Here is a 15,485-nt window from a genome sequence, read left to right as displayed (position 1 = left end):
CGAATTAAAAGGAATAGATTATGTTTTGCAGAATGTTACTGAGTGTATTAGTTCGCCAAAAAAAGAAACTCTTTCTTATTGCTTTAACGGTTGCTTTAGGTGTTTCGCTTGCTACTGCTATGCTAAATGTAATGTTTGACGTAGGTGATAAGGTGAATCAAGAGCTAAAAGCCTATGGTGCTAATCTCAATATCGTTCCTCGTGGTAGTGCTGTCATTAATGAAATGTACCAGCTTGATAACAATGATAGTGGGCAAGCTGTGCAGTATATTAAAGAAGAAGAACTTGTCAAAATTAAGATGATCTTTTGGGCTTATAATATTGTTGATTTTGCCCCTTTCCTAACAACTCAAGCGACATTTCATGATAAGCCAATTACGGTGGTAGGTACTTGGTTTAATAAACACCTTAATATTCCAACAGGTGATCAGGTTGATACGGGCATGTTAGCTATGAAATCATGGTGGACAATTGAAGGAAACACCATGACCGATGATAATTTGCAAGGAGCTATGGTGGGTGAATCTGTAGCCAAACAGTGGAATTTAAAGCTAGGCGATACCATAGATATTATCTCAATGCAAACCCACAAAAAGCTTACACTCACAGTGCACAATATTTTTCATAGCGGAGGTGTAGAAGATACGCAAATTTATGTATCATTGCCAGTTGCTCAAAATATTGCAGATAAATCAGGACTGGTTGAACGTGTTGAGGTGAGTGCATTAACCACCCCCGAAAATGAATTAGCGCGCAAAGCGGCGCAAGATCCTAATAGTTTATCTAGAACTGAGTGGGATACATGGTATTGCACAGCTTATATCAGCTCAATCGCTTATCAACTTGAAGAATTAATGCCTGATGTTAGAGTTAAAGCCATTATGCAAGTGGCTGAATCTGAAGGTTCGATTTTACAAAAAACACAATTACTAATGTTATTACTCACCATTTTGTCATTGATTTGTTCGGCGCTAGCGATTTCCAATTTAGTGACAGCTAACGTTATCGAGCGTAGTACCGAAATTGGTTTATTAAAAGCATTAGGTGCAACAAATATGGCAGTATCTTTGCTCATTTTTACTGAATTATTCCTTATTGCTTTTTTAGGTGGGGTTTTGGGATATTTTATCGGCATTGGTTTTGCTCAAATTATTGGTTATACAGTATTTGGGGCATTTGTTGAACCCAAAATGTTGATTATTCCATTAACCATAATAATGGTCTTTTTAATTACGCTCTTGGGTAGTTTACCTGCACTTCGGATGATGATGTTTTTACGCCCAACTGATGTATTACATGGTCGATAAGGTGAAAGGAAGTTTCATGATCAATAAAAATAGGCGCTTTATAATTAAAACCGTGTTAAGTTCACTTATCCGTCGTCGGTCTCGTATTACCATTGCTTTGCTTGGCGTTGCTATTGGTGCAACAGTGCTTCTTGGTATGATCACACTTTGTTATGATATCCCAAGGCAAATGGGACAAGAGTTCCGTTCCTATGGTGCTAATCTTCTATTGTTACCTGCTAATAACCAGCCAACGGTAGCAATGACGGATGTTAATAACGCAGTGAGTTTTTTACCGAAAGATAAATTACTCGGCGTAACCCCGTTTCGTTATGCGTCAATTCGCAGTAATCAGCATCCTTATACTATTGTGGGCACTGACTTTAAACAAGTAACAAAAACTAGCCCTTATTGGCACATTGAAGGCGCATTGCCACAAAACCCACATGAAATAATGATTGGTATTGATATTGCTAATTTTGCTAACTTAAGCGTTGGTGGTACTATGCCAATTTCAGGTAAATCTAAGCAAAATTCACGTTTTGATGAGGATCTAAAAATAACTGGCATTGTTAAAACAGGACGAGCCGAAGATGGTTTTATTTTTATTGATTTACATGATTTACAACAACTATTAGAAGAAAATGAACAAGCCGAAGTGGTTGAAGTAAGCATTACGGCGACTGAAGCTGAGTTAAAGCAGTATATTGAAAATATCAAGCAACAATCCACTACAATAACACCGCATTTGATCAAATGGGTGACAAAATCTGAAACATCGGTACTTGGCAAATTGTCCTCATTACTTTATTTAGTCACTTTTGTGGTATTAGTACTAACGATGATTTGCGTGGCCACAACAATGATGACAGTGGTAATGGAGCGTCGTAAAGAAATTGGGCTTAAAAAGGCAATTGGAGCTAATAACCAAAGTATCGCCAAAGAATTTTTAGCTGAAGGGATCGTTTTAGGTATCCTTGGTGGCATTATTGGTGCAATTTGTGGGCTTATTTTTGCACAAATTATTAGTACCAATGTATTTGGCCGTTCAATTATTATTGAGTTTTATCTGATTCCAACCACGGTTATTATCTCAGTGATAGTTACGGTAATTGCGTGTTTAATTCCGGTAAAACGAGCACTACAAGTCGAACCTGCGTTAGTTTTACGTGGCGAATAGGATATAAAGTATGAATATACTCGAAGTAAATAATGTGTCTAAAATTTATGGTTCACTACATGCACTGTCTGAAGTAAATTTAACAGTTGAAGAAGGTAAATGGCTATCAATTATGGGACCTTCTGGTAGCGGTAAAACAACTTTGATGAATATCATTGGTTGTATGGATAAACCTTCACTTGGTTCGGTTATTTTAGACGGGCAAGATATTACTCAGCTTTCTTTGTCAGAATTAACTGAAATACGTCGAGACAAAATAGGTCTAATCTTTCAACAATTTCACCTAGTATCGTATTTAACCGCACTCGAAAATGTCATGCTTGCTCAGTATTATCATAGTATGGTCGACGAAAAAGAAGCCATGCAAGCGCTTGAACGTGTTGGGCTTGCAGCTCGTGCTAAACACTTACCAAGGCAGTTATCAGGTGGCGAGCAACAACGTGTTTGTATTGCTAGAGCATTGATTAATTATCCAAAATTAATTTTAGCCGATGAACCAACGGGTAATTTAGATGAAAGCAATGAAGCGATGGTCATGGACTTACTACATCAACTGCACGAAGAAGGCAGTACAATCATTGTGGTTACTCACTCACTAGAAGTGTCAAAACATGCACAAACCACCGTAGTACTAGAGCACGGCAAAGTCGCTCGTGTAATTAACAACTAACCAACAAAAGGTTGTCGTATATGAAAAACCGTCTTATTTCATCAAGTACCCTTATTATTATTGGCGTATTAATTATCTTATTTCCATTATATATATTGCCAGTTTGTCCACCGCCAGAGTCTGTTGTAACACCTGTTGACACTATGAGCCATAGTATGAGTAATGCAATGAACGGTGTTAGTGGTGAGCTTGCACATAGTGGACATATGCACGCTAGTACAGGAAAAATTATGAAATGTTTTTGGACAGCAAGGGCTGAAATTGGCATTGGTTGTTTAGTGATAGTCGTCGGAGCATTACTACTGATTAGTCGTACGGCTTTTGTGAGAATAGGGTTAAGTATGGCGACAGCTTGCATATCGTTGTTAGCCGCTGCAATTCCAACGATCCTAATTGGCGTTTGTTCTAACGAAATGATGCGATGCAATATGGGATCTAAACCGGCCTTAGTTTTATTATCAGGTTTATTATTTATTGCCGCTGTTATTAACATCTATTACTTAAATAAAACAACGAAAAATTGATAGAGTTTTGTTAGCAAACAAAGACCACACTTATCTTTACCAGATATAGGTATAACATTTAAATCCAACAAGCAGGGAAGTCAATATGTGCGAAAAACCGATCACCATGGCAAATTTAGCATGGCGAAATATTCAGCGGCGACCGTTTAGAAGTTGCTGTTTGATTATCATCATTACGCTTTTTTCGGCAACGCTGTTTGGTGGAAGTATACTGATGAAAAATCTCAGCCTTGGTATTTCAGGCATGGCTAACAGGTTAGGTGCTGATATTCTTATTGTGCCTAATGGTTACGAAAAAAATATGGAAGTTGCCTTATTGCGTGGTGAACCGAGTACTTTTTATTTAAAAGTAGATTTGATTGATAAAATAAAAGGTATCAAAGGTATTGAGGCCATTTCACCTCAGCTATTTATTGCTTCATTAAATGCAGGATGTTGTTCGTCTAAAGTCCAATTAATTGGTTTTGAACAGCATACTGATTTTATAATTAAGCCTTGGTTACAATCACAACTTTCAGAGCCATTGACTGATAATCAAGTCGTTGTTGGTTCTAAAATTAGTTCTGATGTGGGCGATGAAATCTTATTTTTTAATCATCCTTTTAAAATTATTGCTAAAATGGATAGCACAGGGATGGGATTTGATACCTCTGTCTTTATGACTATGTCGGCAGCCCAATCATTAATGAAAAATGCAAAATTAATTGAAGGGGATGTCGACCATTTTGCTGATTATGCCTCGTCGATTTTCATTAAGGTCAATTCAGATTATCAACCTAAAGATATTGTTAATCAAATTATGCCCAGATACGCCATTGACTATAATATTGATTTTATTATGACCAAAGGTATGTTAAGTAATATATCAAAATGGTTAACTAGCTTTTCAACTATTGTATATAGCCTATCGGCTATTTTTTGGGTTTTAGCTATTATTGTGATTTTTGTGATATTTTCTTCAAGCTTAAATGAACGCAAGCGTGAAATTAGCTTATTACGAATATTAGGCGCTTCACGGCGTGATTTAGTCAAAATGTTGCTTCGTGAATCTTTAATTATTAGTGCATTAGGTGGAATTAGTGGCATTGTTATCGCCTCGGTATTACTTTATGCATTTAGCTTATTGATCTGCCAATCTATTGGTTTGCCGTGTGTAAATATCTCAATATTTGATGCATTATTATATGCAATTGTTGTTTTTATTCTTACGTTAATTATAGGACCTTTATCAAGCTCCTATAGTGCCTTATCAATGACTAAATTTGATACTTATAGTACCCTTAGAGAGGGCGAATAATGTTACTGAATGTTAAAAATCTACGTAAAGATTACATAAGAGGGCAACAAACCTTTTCAGCTGTGAATAATGTTAGTTTTTCAATGGCAAAAGATGACTTTATTTGCATTATGGGAAAATCAGGCAGTGGTAAAACCACTTTGCTAAATATGATTGCTGGTTTACTTACACCAACGCAAGGAAAAATCACTATTAATAATACAAATTTATTTGATCTTAATGATCAGCAAGTATCTGCCTTTCGTAATCAGCATATTGGTTATATTCCTCAAGGTAGCAGTTTACTACCTAATTTAACAGCAATTGATAATATTCGACTGCCTTTTTATTTAACCAAGCGAGAAAACCAAAATCCCTTAAATGAAGCTAAGAGGTTGCTTGAAAAAGCCAAAATAAGCCATTTGCAAGATGCATACCCAGCTAATATGTCGGGCGGTGAAATGCGCCGTATTGCGATATTGAGAGCACTGATTTGTAAACCACAAATGATTATTGCTGATGAACCAACAAGTGATCTTGATGAAGAAAGCGCTGCTGAAATCATGCAATTACTGACTGAAATTCATCAGCAAGGCACTGCGTTATTAATTGTCACTCATGATCATGATGTTGCCCGTTATAGCCAAAAAGTTATGAAAATGTCAGCTGGACGATTTATTGACTAATGGGTTTAGTTATTAACTGAATTGTTATATTAAAAGTGGATTACAACCCATGTCGATCATAATTTTATTGAGTTTTAATAATGGCAACCCAACTAATGAATTAATATCATCACCTTCAAGTTTATCAAACAGGGTGATGCCCAGTTCATCACATTTAAAACTACCAGCACATTGTAGTGGCTTCTCTTTGCTAATGTAAGCATCAATTTCTGAATCAGTTAAATGCCGAAAAGTCACCTTAAATGGTTCGCAAATAGTGATTTGTTGTTGTGTTTTGGTATTAATTACTGTCATCCCAGTATAAAAATAGAAAGCTTTACCACTACTTTGTCGAAGCTGTTTACGGGCATTATCAATTGTATGCGGTTTGCAAACAATATTACCGTCTAACACACCAACTTGATCAGAGCCAATAATTAAACTATCAGCAAACTGCATAGCTAATGATTGGGCTTTAAGTTTAGCTAGCCGAACCACCAATTGCTTAGCTGACTCACCTGCTAGTGGTGTTTCGTCACAAATTGGTGGCATACACTCAAAAGGGATAGCTAATTTTTCAAGCACTTTTTTACGGGATACAGATGTTGATGCTAATATGATTCTCATTTTAATTATCTCTTAAAATCCAAGCAAAAGGGTGTTCATTAAACCCGATATGACCATTACGATCAACTACGTGTTCTAACTAGATTTTTATATTGGATTGATAAATAATATAGCGAACGTTGATCTCCATCATAAAATGAATAAAAAATAATTAAAGATTAAATTTAAAATTAGTATCATACTAGCTAGGTAAAACCTGTTTTAGTTTCGCTGAATATATAATCTAATCTATAACAAAGCAAGGAGGGAGTTATGTACAAAAAAATTTTAGTTCCTATCGATGTGCTTGAAGATGAATTAACTAAAAAAGTCATTCCACATGTAGAGTGCTTAGCCAAACTGTCTAATGCCCAAGTTATCTTTTTTCATACATTACCAGTCGCTTCAGCCATTGTGAATGTTTACTCATTTGGTTTTGACGAATTTAAGGATAAAGCTACAGTACAAACGGAAAAAGACTTGCATAAACTTATTGACTCGATTGATTTACCGCGTGAAAATGTATCCTTTTCTATTGCATTTGGTAATCCAAGGGATGAGATTCTCCGTTTAGCGGAAGAAATTCAACCCGATTTAATTATTCTAGGCTCACGTCGTCCTAATATCTCAACTCATCTTTTAGGATCTAATGCTTCTGGGGTGGTTCGTGGTGCTAAAACTTCGGTGTTAGTTGTTAGGTAGGATGATTAAGTTTTGTTGAAAAATTAAATAAAATTAGGTGAATATCCAAATGAATTCTTTTTAAATATTTAGAATTACAGGTTTCGGGTGTTATAAACTTCAGTGATCATTTCTATATTGATATTCGGATGGATTAGCTATTTTGTTTTATTTTTCGTATTTCTATAAAATCGTTCAGGTAGAGTATTGATTTTATTTAATTTTTTGTTTTTGGTGTTGTTGAAAAAACATTAATAAAATTAATACTCTACCTAGCTGTTTTCCAGCTACGTCTATTGATGTTTTACAATAAAACAGCAGTGAATTTGTTTATTGCGCTTAAAATCAAGCGATAGCGTTTTATTGGTAATTTCTTGATAGGTTAGTCCTAGGTTTTGCATACCGATACTATCCATTTTAAAACCACGCTTATTATTCGAAAAGATAATTGTTCCATTAGGGCGTAACAAGCGTTTTAAATCGGCCATCAATTTTAAGTGATCACGCTGAACATCAAAGGTATTATTCATGCGTTTCGAGTTTGAAAATGTGGGCGGAAAGATAAACATTAAATTGAATTGTTCATCAGCTTAAGATAAATAGAGCAAAACAATCCGCCTAAATTAATCGATGTTTTTACTCGTTAAATTATTTTTTTTAAATTGCGAATCATTTCTTTAAATAGATATAAGTGACGAGCAGAGTAAATTTAACGTATCAACAAAATATACAATCAATATTATTATGGAAAATAGTCAATCTTTTGTTTATTAATGATTCGAACCGTTAACTCTGTGATAGCGATGATGAGTGCCGAGCGTATCATTTGTTGATAGCGATTTTGGTAAATGGAAGATTTTAAAGTATTGACAATACCTGATTGTTTTACTTTTTCGTGTTGCGATTCCCAGCTTGGTGGTAATACCATATCATGTAATAAGCTAATAGGACCTAAAATTTCATCATCTAAATAAGTGTATTGTTTGTCGTCTAGCTCTAGTTCGTCCAAAACAGCAATCAGTAGCTCTATATCTTCGTAATCCTCACGAGAAATAATACCCAACACATAAAGCAGTTTTAGGCACACTGAGGTATCATTAAGCGGTCCATTTTTACCCACCAATGAGGGAATAACAAATTTAATGGCGTGAGGCTCTTTTCGGAAGACTTTAAGAATCAATTTGTTGACATTATCATTAATTAATTTAATGGCAACTTTTAGCAAGCTGTGAATATCAGCTTGCTGGTTGAGTTTTTCTAATATTATATCTTCTTGTAATATCGATTCTGGCATTGAGAATTAGACAAATTGATGATCTTGCATTGCAGTATAAATTTCTTCAACCTTCATAACAATTGAATTATTAACGTCAATACTAGAGATTTCACAAAAAGCTTGTTTAACGCCTTTTTCAGTAATGAGTTTTTTTAGTTTAACTGCTTGCTCATCATCATTATTACGATAGTTAAGCGCAGCAGCAACTCCAATTAGTAAGTTAGTGTTTTTAACTTGATATTCAAAGGTGCCAAGTAATGGTTTTATTAAACGATCGTCTGCACCTAATTTACGAATTGGCTGACGCCCAACACGTGCAGTATTATCCTGTAAATAAGGATTTTCAAAGCGGGATAATATTTTTTCAATATATGCCATGTGTTTTTGCTCATCAAAATTGTAACGTTTGATAAGTACTAACCCGCTCTCTTCCATGGCTCCGCGTACAATTAAACGAATACGTTCATCTAGAATTGCATCACGTATTGTGCCAATACCATTATAAAATCCTAAATAAGCAGTTATTGCGTGACCAGTATTAAGTGTAAATAACTTACGTTCCACAAAAGCCATTAAATTATCAACGGGTTGCATGCCTTTAATGGTTGGAATAATGCCTACAAATTGTGTTTCATCAACAATCCATTCCGAGAAAGTCTCAACAGTCACTTCTAGTATATCGCCTGTTTTTGATGTTGCAGGTGGTACAATACGATCCACCGCAGAATCGACAAAACCGATATGGGTGTTTGTCCATTGCTGAAGTTCTTCTGGTAGCGCTTTAAAGATTTCTTGTTTAAATTGGCTGGTACCTCGTACCATGTTTTCACAAGCAATAATATTAAGTGGCTTACTGTTACCTCGATTATGTCTTGCAATAATTCCTTGGGCAATCGTTGGAGCAATACGCGCTAAAATTTGTGGACCAACGGCAGTGGTGAGTAAATCAACGCTGGCAATATAATCGATCACTTCATTAGAGGTGCTATTAATTCCATCAACATTTTTAACTATTTCAGTGGTAGATTGCTCGCCAACAACATTTACCTGATATTCATGACGAGTGGCGATGGCATCAATAATTTCCTGATTGACATCCGCAAATGTAACTTGTACACCAGCATCGGATAGTAATTTGCCGATAAAACCTCGCCCAATGTTACCTGCGCCAAAGTGTAGTGCTTGCATAATAATAATCCTTAACTTTATAATTTAATTTGAAATATTTCACTCTATTTCCCGTGTAAAGCGGGAAATAGAAATAGGTTAACTTAGTATTGCTAAAACTTCTTCAATATTATTTGTCGTTGCTAATTTTGCAATAATAGTTTCATCATCTAATGCATTAGTCAGTTTTGCTATGACATCAAGATGTTCATTATTGTGAGCAGCAATACCAATCACAATTTTTGCTTTATCATCTTCTTCATCACCAAATTGAACCCCAGCAGGGTATTGGCAAAATACGATACCAGTTTTAATAACATCGTCTTTTGATTCAATAGTGCCATGTGGAACGGCTATTGATTCTCCTAAATAAGTTGATGTTAATTTTTCACGCTCTAGCATTGCTTCAATGTAAGTTGGTGTGACATAACCATTATCAACCAATTTTTGCCCTGCAAAACGAATTGCTTCTTCTTTATTTTTAGCGGTTAACCCTAAAAAGATATTTTGTTGTGATAATTTAAATAGAGGAATATTATCATTCGATTGATTGCTTATAGGCACTGTTTCACTTGCTTCATTATTTGCTTGAGAGCTTAAAAGATCCGCCACGAGTTGGCTATATAATTGACTATCTAAAAAGTTAGTTAATGAAATATGATGTGCATTTGGTGCGTGTTGTTTTGCTCGATCGGTTAAGTCTTTATGTGTAATAACAATGTCAACATCATCAGGCAGATTATTAATTGCTACATTAGTGACAAAAATATCCAAATCTGCATCTTGAACTTTTTTGCGTAATACTCCTGCGCCCATAGCACTTGAGCCCATTCCTGCGTCACAAGCCACTATAATTTTTTTAACTTTAGTAAGATCAAGTGTACCATTTACAATTCCTTTTGATTCATTTTTCATTTCAGAAATATTCGATTTTGCCTCTTCAAGGCTTTTATCTGCTTCTTTGGTGGTTTTTAATAAAATAGCGGAAACGATAAAAGTAACCATTGTTGCTGCAATGACAGAAATAATTACGCCAAACATTGATGATTTTGGAGTGACCGCAAGAACGGCGATGATTGATCCTGGCGATGCTGGTGAACTTAAACCGGCACCAAATAGTGTTAAAGTAAATACTCCGGTCATTCCACCTAAAATCACTGCAATAATAAGGCGAGGGTTCATTAATACATATGGGAAATAAATTTCATGAATTCCCCCAAAAAAATGAATGATTGCTGCACCACTGGCTGAACTTTTTGCAGAACCTTTACCAAGCAACATATAAGCAAGTAATAAACCTAATCCAGGACCAGGATTTGCTTCGATTAAAAAGAAAATAGATTGAGAATGCTCTGCTGCTTGTTGAATACCTAATGGTGAGAATATTCCGTGGTTAATTGCATTATTTAAGAAAAGAATCTTGGCAGGTTCAATAATAATTGAAGTTAAAGGTAGTAAGTTATGCTCAACTAAGAAATTAACAGCAAGAGTTAATTTACTTGATGCAACAACGACAGAAGGTCCAATTGCAAAAAAAGAAAGCAATGCAAGTAGCATGCCAATAATACCAGCTGAAAAATTATTGACTAACATTTCAAAGCCACTTTTGACTTTTCCGTCTATGGTTTTATCAAATTGTTTTATTACCCAGCCACCAAGTGGTCCGACTATCATAGCACCTAAGAACATCGGAATATCTGCACCAACAATGACCCCCATTGTCGTAATTGCACCGACAACGGCGCCTCGTTCACCGTGAACTAATTTACCGCCAGTATAACCAATCAACAGTGGTAATAAGTAAGTGATCATCGGGCTAACTAACTTGGCAATAGTTTCGTTTGGGTACCAGCCCGTTGGAATAAAAATAGCGGTAATAAATCCCCAAGCAATAAATGCGCCGATATTTGGCATGACCATATTACTTAAAAATCGTCCAAAATTTTGAACTTTTAATTTGATGTTTGAACTTGTCATAATATAAAACTTTCCTTATTGATTGTATAATCATCATGCTGTTATTGTAGAAGGATTTAGTTATTCAATTCATTAAAAAAAATTGATAAGTGTGATGAGTATCACATTGTTAAAATGGGTCTATTTTTTGTTTTTGTGATTAAGATCACTCTTCTGGAAGGTAGTAAGAGAAAAATATACTAAAACGTATAGTTTCCTGAAACTTTTTTACAAGATTGAATTTTATTATTAGTGATTACTGCTTATATATTATTTAGCAAATCAAACCCAGCTGAAAATGGTTTAATTTTGATTAAAAATGCTCAGTAAAGTTTTTAATTTTGTTGAATGTTTTATTTTGTCATAATTTTAATAAATTAACCGCCTTATGGCGGTTTGTGTTTATTGATGTTTTACAATAAAACAGCAGTGAATTTGTTTATTGCGCTTAAAATCAAGCGATAGCGTTTTATTGGTAATTTCTTGATAGGTTAACCCTAGGTTTTGCATACCGATACTATCCATTTTAAAACCACGCTTATTATTCGAAAAGATAATTGTTCCATTAGGGCGTAACAAGCTTTTTAAATCGGCCATCAATTTTAAGTGATCACGCTGAACATCAAAGGTATCGTTCATCCGTTTCGAGTTTGAAAATGTCGGCGGATCGATAAAAATTAAATCGAATTGATTATCAGCTTGAGATAAATAGAGCAAACAATCCGCCTGAATTAATCGATGTTTTTTACCTGTTAAACCATTTTGTTTTAAATTACGATCTGCCCATTCCAAATAGGTGCGAGACATATCGACCGTGGTGGTTGATTTTGCTCCGCCAAGTCCAGCATAAACCGTTGCACTACCTGTATAGGCAAATAGGTTTAGAAAGTCTTTTCCTGCACTCATTTCACCAATCATTTTTCGTGCTAAGCGATGATCTAAAAACAGTCCTGTATCTAAATAATCGGTCACATTAACCCAAAATGCGGTTTTGCGCTGATTAATCGGGTATTCATGGACTAAAAAATAGTCCTGTTTTTGTCCTAGCTTTTGGTATTGCTGTTTGCCTTTTTGCTTTTCTCTTGTTTTTAATACTAACTGATCGGCGGTAAGCTCAAGCACTGACATGGTAGCATTTATAGTATCAAAAAGCCGTTGGCGAGTTTTTTGTGGATCGATGTTTTTCGGTGCTGCGTATTCTTGCATCACGATTTTATCTTTATAACGATCGATAGCGACATTGTATTCAGGCAAATCTGCATCATAAAGTCGATAACATTCCAGTTGTTCTTGAGCAGCCCATTTTTCTAACTTTTGTTTATTTTTGCGTAATCGGTTAGCAAAATCAGCCGCAGGCATAGTAAAATTTGTGATTGCTTCTTCAGTGTTACGCTTAGCAATGACATAATTTTTTTGTATACAGTCAAGAGGGCCATTTTTTGCTTTGAATTGTCTTTCTGCTCTCATTTGTAAGCAATCTAACAATTGTGGTGCACCGCTAAATAATGATAAACGCCATCCACCAAAATTTTGTTTGATTTGTCGACCAAGTGCCGTATGCAAAGCTATAAGCGCAGGTTCGCTTTCTAAGCGTTCTCCATAAGGTGGATTACTGATGATCATGCCTACCGTTTCAGTTGGCAATGGATTGGTCAGTTGTGTCACATCTTGCATCGAAAAAGTAATTAAATCCCCCACACCTGCTTGAAGAGCATTTTGTTTAGCTCGTTCAAGTACCGTCGCATTATTATCATAACCGATAAATGCAGTGTTTGTTTTAGATACGTTATGTTTTGCGGTGAAAAGCAATTCGTTCCACAATGTCGGGTTAAAGCCTTTCCAAGCAAAAAATCCCCACTGTTTACGATGTAAACCAGGAGGGATTTGTGATGCGATCATTGCCGCTTCAATTAGTAATGTACCTGAACCACACATCGGATCGAGCAATGGCTCAGTTATTTTCCAACCAGAACGCATAATAATAGCTGCCGCTAGGCTTTCTTTTAGTGGGGCTTTCCCTGTTTGCTCTCGATAACCACGCTCATGTAAACTATTACCACTTAGATCTAAAGATAGTGTGACACGGTTTTTATTTAAATAAGCATGAAGTCGAATATCGGGATCTTGTTTTGCTACATTAGGACGTTCATTAGTATGACGCAAAAAGTGATCGGCAATAGCATCTTTGATCTTTAGCGCACCATATTGACTATTACGGATAAATTCGTTTACGCCAACAAAATTAATCACGAAAGAGTTATCAACAGCAAAAATATCTGGCCATTTAATATTAAACACACAAGAGTACAGATCCAAATCGCTATAGATGTCGAACTCGGCAATAGGTAGTAAAATGCGAGATGCCAAACGCGACCATAATAATGATTGATATAGCGTTTTGTCATCGGCATCAAAATAAACACCACCTTGTGCAATTTTACAATTAATTGCACCAATTTGTTCTAACTCTTTTTTTAATAACTCTTCAAGCCCGCGAGATGTACTGGCAAATAGCGTTTTCATGCATAATCCACTTAACAATAAAATTGCTGGCATTATACCGACTAATTGTAATAGTGGGAAATAAAGGCTGATATTAGTTAGATGAATATTGGGTTAGTTTATTAATAATCAGAAAAGTTTGGCGGTAATGAAAATTAATGTTAGTTTAGTAGAAGAATTAAAATGTAATCTAATAAAGCATCAAGATATTTATAATATGACGCCTATTGAATTTAAACACGATAACAGGCAGTGTAATTTTCTACGTGAGTTTTGTGCTAAAAATTTGGTATTTACAGTAGCTTTTGAGATATCCACATAATTAATAAAATTGCCTGTTTCAGTTGCGTTTGTTATTTCTTTTCAAAATCTATAATATGAATTATCAAATTTTTGCAAAGCATCAATTAGAATTCTTTAACCCTGCCATTGGTTTTCCTTTATGAGAATAACTTCATTTATATTTTTCATAAAAATCGTTATATATCTCAACTATATCTTTATTCTCACTCTTTTTACATTTGTTAATAAAAGAGTTTTTTAACTCTTTGTAATTCAATTCTAATAGCAATTCTGCAATTCTTCTATATATGAAATCATCAGAAGAATCGAGATATTTTAAAACCATTTTTGGTAGTGTTTTCTTTACAATATTATTATGTCTATATTTGAATAATATATCTCTAGCTATTGGAATATGATCTATATTGCCGCCTATTGATATTTCTATGACAATAGGAATTAAATTATCTAGCTCTTTGTCGTCAAAATCTTCATCTCTTACAAACCTTAGTGCTGTTCCTTGTTCTGACAGAATTTTAAGAGCAAATAATAATTGATCAAAATACAGATTTGATTTTTTGAAGTAGTATTTAGCAGAAAATAATTTTTTTTCAGACTCTTTTAAGCGGAGCCATTCTATAGAATATTTGTCTTTATCTTTCATTTTTTATTGCTACACAGCATGGAACAAAATAACTTTTCAAAATCATTCGTAGATTTTTATATTGTCTGAAAAATTTGTTGCCATCCAACATAATTTTTTGCTTGAGTCAGGTAAAGTATGCAGAAATGGATAGCAGAATTAGTTTATAGTATCCAATTTTTAAATATTACAGTTCTATCAGAATAACATAACATTATCCGAAGTTGTAAAAAATGATACATAGCTGTTTATTTCGCATGTGCCAGATGTTTCTATAAAAATAATATCTCTTCCTAGTGACAAAACTAAAATACCTGTATCTTCACAAGATATCACTTTAGCCTTGAAAAACATGTTGTTATTAATTAAATAAAAGCCATACCCAGGTATTTTTTCAAGAGTTATATTCTTACCCCACTCAAAAAAATCATCGATTTCTAATTCAATATTATAATATGTGTTTGATAATGATTTACTATTGTCCCAAATCGCAACACCACATCCTAAATCAGATTTGAACTCTACTAAATTCTCGTCTATTTTACTTACTAAAGTAATTTTCATTTTTTCATGGTATTTAATAACTCTATTATTAGTATTCATTACATTATCAACAAGATCGGAATTACATGTTTATTCATGATAATGGTGTTTTGTTTGCTTGCTTGCTATTTATTTCATGATTGCTATAACAAATACATTATTTTGCATCATGGGACGTGATTCTATCATAATTTGGTAAGCTCTTTCTAGGATGCTTGCTTATTTGAA

14 protein-coding genes and 1 pseudogene are annotated in these 15,485 nt (G+C 34.6%); 7 read left to right on the top strand and 8 right to left on the bottom strand.

The window, feature by feature from the left end; genetic code table 11:
- Positions 1-20: 20 nt before the first annotated feature.
- The 6 genes from GYW75_RS04675 to GYW75_RS04650 all read left to right on the top strand — a co-directional run bounded on the left by GYW75_RS04675 (position 21) and on the right by GYW75_RS04650 (position 5,622).
- A complete protein-coding gene (locus tag GYW75_RS04675) occupies positions 21-1,307 on the top strand; it encodes an ABC transporter permease (protein WP_174798620.1) in 1,287 nt (428 codons plus the stop codon).
- Positions 1,308-1,323: 16 nt separating this feature from the next.
- Positions 1,324-2,466 carry an ABC transporter permease gene (locus tag GYW75_RS04670; RefSeq protein WP_065636563.1) on the top strand — a complete coding sequence of 381 codons (1,143 nt, stop codon included), beginning with the start codon at positions 1,324-1,326 and terminating at the stop codon, positions 2,464-2,466.
- Positions 2,467-2,476: 10 nt separating this feature from the next.
- Positions 2,477-3,136 (top strand): ABC transporter ATP-binding protein, encoded by a 660-nt coding sequence (locus GYW75_RS04665; RefSeq protein WP_065636564.1) that lies wholly within the window; start codon positions 2,477-2,479, stop codon positions 3,134-3,136.
- Between the two features lie 20 nt (positions 3,137-3,156).
- Positions 3,157-3,660, top strand: coding sequence for a DUF4418 family protein (locus GYW75_RS04660; protein ID WP_174798619.1), 504 nt, complete (start codon positions 3,157-3,159; stop codon positions 3,658-3,660).
- A gap of 85 nt (positions 3,661-3,745) precedes the next feature.
- Positions 3,746-4,957 carry an ABC transporter permease gene (locus GYW75_RS04655; RefSeq protein WP_174798618.1) on the top strand — a complete coding sequence of 404 codons (1,212 nt, stop codon included), beginning with the start codon at positions 3,746-3,748 and terminating at the stop codon, positions 4,955-4,957.
- A complete protein-coding gene (locus tag GYW75_RS04650; RefSeq protein ID WP_174798617.1) occupies positions 4,957-5,622 on the top strand; it encodes an ABC transporter ATP-binding protein in 666 nt (221 codons plus the stop codon). The genes GYW75_RS04655 and GYW75_RS04650 overlap by 1 nt, the downstream gene beginning before the upstream one ends.
- A gap of 24 nt (positions 5,623-5,646) precedes the next feature.
- Here GYW75_RS04650 and GYW75_RS04645 read toward each other — a convergent pair whose 3' ends face one another.
- Positions 5,647-6,228: a Maf family protein gene (locus GYW75_RS04645; protein WP_174798616.1), complete on the bottom strand. Its 582-nt coding sequence runs from the start codon at positions 6,226-6,228 to the stop codon at positions 5,647-5,649.
- A 252-nt stretch (positions 6,229-6,480) separates the two neighbouring features.
- On the opposite strand from GYW75_RS04645, the gene GYW75_RS04640 reads away from it, so the two are divergent.
- Positions 6,481-6,909 carry a universal stress protein gene (locus tag GYW75_RS04640; RefSeq protein WP_065589497.1) on the top strand — a complete coding sequence of 143 codons (429 nt, stop codon included), beginning with the start codon at positions 6,481-6,483 and terminating at the stop codon, positions 6,907-6,909.
- 272 nt (positions 6,910-7,181) lie between these two features.
- Here GYW75_RS04640 and rlmL read toward each other — a convergent pair.
- The 7 genes and pseudogenes from rlmL to GYW75_RS04605 all read right to left on the bottom strand — a co-directional run.
- Positions 7,182-7,478, bottom strand: a pseudogene (rlmL, locus tag GYW75_RS04635) (bifunctional 23S rRNA (guanine(2069)-N(7))-methyltransferase RlmK/23S rRNA (guanine(2445)-N(2))-methyltransferase RlmL); the annotation flags it as partial.
- 152 nt (positions 7,479-7,630) lie between these two features.
- Positions 7,631-8,182 (bottom strand): MltR family transcriptional regulator, encoded by a 552-nt coding sequence (locus tag GYW75_RS04630; RefSeq protein WP_174798615.1) that lies wholly within the window; start codon positions 8,180-8,182, stop codon positions 7,631-7,633.
- A 6-nt stretch (positions 8,183-8,188) separates the two neighbouring features.
- On the bottom strand, positions 8,189-9,352 hold the full coding sequence (locus GYW75_RS04625; protein ID WP_174798614.1) for a mannitol-1-phosphate 5-dehydrogenase: 1,164 nt from the start codon (positions 9,350-9,352) through the stop codon (positions 8,189-8,191).
- Positions 9,353-9,430: 78 nt separating this feature from the next.
- Positions 9,431-11,308: a PTS mannitol transporter subunit IICBA gene (locus GYW75_RS04620; protein WP_174798613.1), complete on the bottom strand. Its 1,878-nt coding sequence runs from the start codon at positions 11,306-11,308 to the stop codon at positions 9,431-9,433.
- 381 nt (positions 11,309-11,689) lie between these two features.
- Positions 11,690-13,810: a bifunctional 23S rRNA (guanine(2069)-N(7))-methyltransferase RlmK/23S rRNA (guanine(2445)-N(2))-methyltransferase RlmL gene (gene rlmKL, locus GYW75_RS04615; protein WP_174798612.1), complete on the bottom strand. Its 2,121-nt coding sequence runs from the start codon at positions 13,808-13,810 to the stop codon at positions 11,690-11,692.
- Positions 13,811-14,243: 433 nt separating this feature from the next.
- Positions 14,244-14,735: a hypothetical protein gene (locus GYW75_RS04610; protein ID WP_085164009.1), complete on the bottom strand. Its 492-nt coding sequence runs from the start codon at positions 14,733-14,735 to the stop codon at positions 14,244-14,246.
- Between the two features lie 177 nt (positions 14,736-14,912).
- On the bottom strand, positions 14,913-15,317 hold the full coding sequence (locus GYW75_RS04605; protein ID WP_174798611.1) for a hypothetical protein: 405 nt from the start codon (positions 15,315-15,317) through the stop codon (positions 14,913-14,915).
- Positions 15,318-15,485: the final 168 nt, after the last annotated feature.

It is taken from the genome of Gilliamella sp. ESL0232 (genome assembly GCF_013346885.1).
Taxonomy (GTDB): Bacteria; Pseudomonadota; Gammaproteobacteria; order Enterobacterales; family Orbaceae; genus Gilliamella; species Gilliamella bombi.
This window is presented reverse-complemented; position numbering and strand designations above follow the sequence as displayed.

Bases quoted from the DNA above. Each gene is read 5' to 3' on its own strand.
- GYW75_RS04675 (WP_174798620.1), top strand. From the start codon at position 21: ATGTTTTGCAGAATGTTACTGAGTGTATTAGTTCGCCAAAAAAAGAAA.
- GYW75_RS04670 (WP_065636563.1), top strand. From the start codon at position 1,324: ATGATCAATAAAAATAGGCGCTTTATAATTAAAACCGTGTTAAGTTCA.
- GYW75_RS04665 (WP_065636564.1), top strand. From the start codon at position 2,477: ATGAATATACTCGAAGTAAATAATGTGTCTAAAATTTATGGTTCACTA.
- GYW75_RS04660 (WP_174798619.1), top strand. From the start codon at position 3,157: ATGAAAAACCGTCTTATTTCATCAAGTACCCTTATTATTATTGGCGTA.
- GYW75_RS04655 (WP_174798618.1), top strand. From the start codon at position 3,746: ATGTGCGAAAAACCGATCACCATGGCAAATTTAGCATGGCGAAATATT.
- GYW75_RS04650 (WP_174798617.1), top strand. From the start codon at position 4,957: ATGTTACTGAATGTTAAAAATCTACGTAAAGATTACATAAGAGGGCAA.
- GYW75_RS04645 (WP_174798616.1), bottom strand. From the start codon at position 6,228: ATGAGAATCATATTAGCATCAACATCTGTATCCCGTAAAAAAGTGCTT.
- GYW75_RS04640 (WP_065589497.1), top strand. From the start codon at position 6,481: ATGTACAAAAAAATTTTAGTTCCTATCGATGTGCTTGAAGATGAATTA.
- GYW75_RS04630 (WP_174798615.1), bottom strand. From the start codon at position 8,182: ATGCCAGAATCGATATTACAAGAAGATATAATATTAGAAAAACTCAAC.
- GYW75_RS04625 (WP_174798614.1), bottom strand. From the start codon at position 9,352: ATGCAAGCACTACACTTTGGCGCAGGTAACATTGGGCGAGGTTTTATC.
- GYW75_RS04620 (WP_174798613.1), bottom strand. From the start codon at position 11,308: ATGACAAGTTCAAACATCAAATTAAAAGTTCAAAATTTTGGACGATTT.
- rlmKL (WP_174798612.1), bottom strand. From the start codon at position 13,810: ATGAAAACGCTATTTGCCAGTACATCTCGCGGGCTTGAAGAGTTATTA.
- GYW75_RS04610 (WP_085164009.1), bottom strand. From the start codon at position 14,735: ATGAAAGATAAAGACAAATATTCTATAGAATGGCTCCGCTTAAAAGAG.
- GYW75_RS04605 (WP_174798611.1), bottom strand. From the start codon at position 15,317: ATGAATACTAATAATAGAGTTATTAAATACCATGAAAAAATGAAAATT.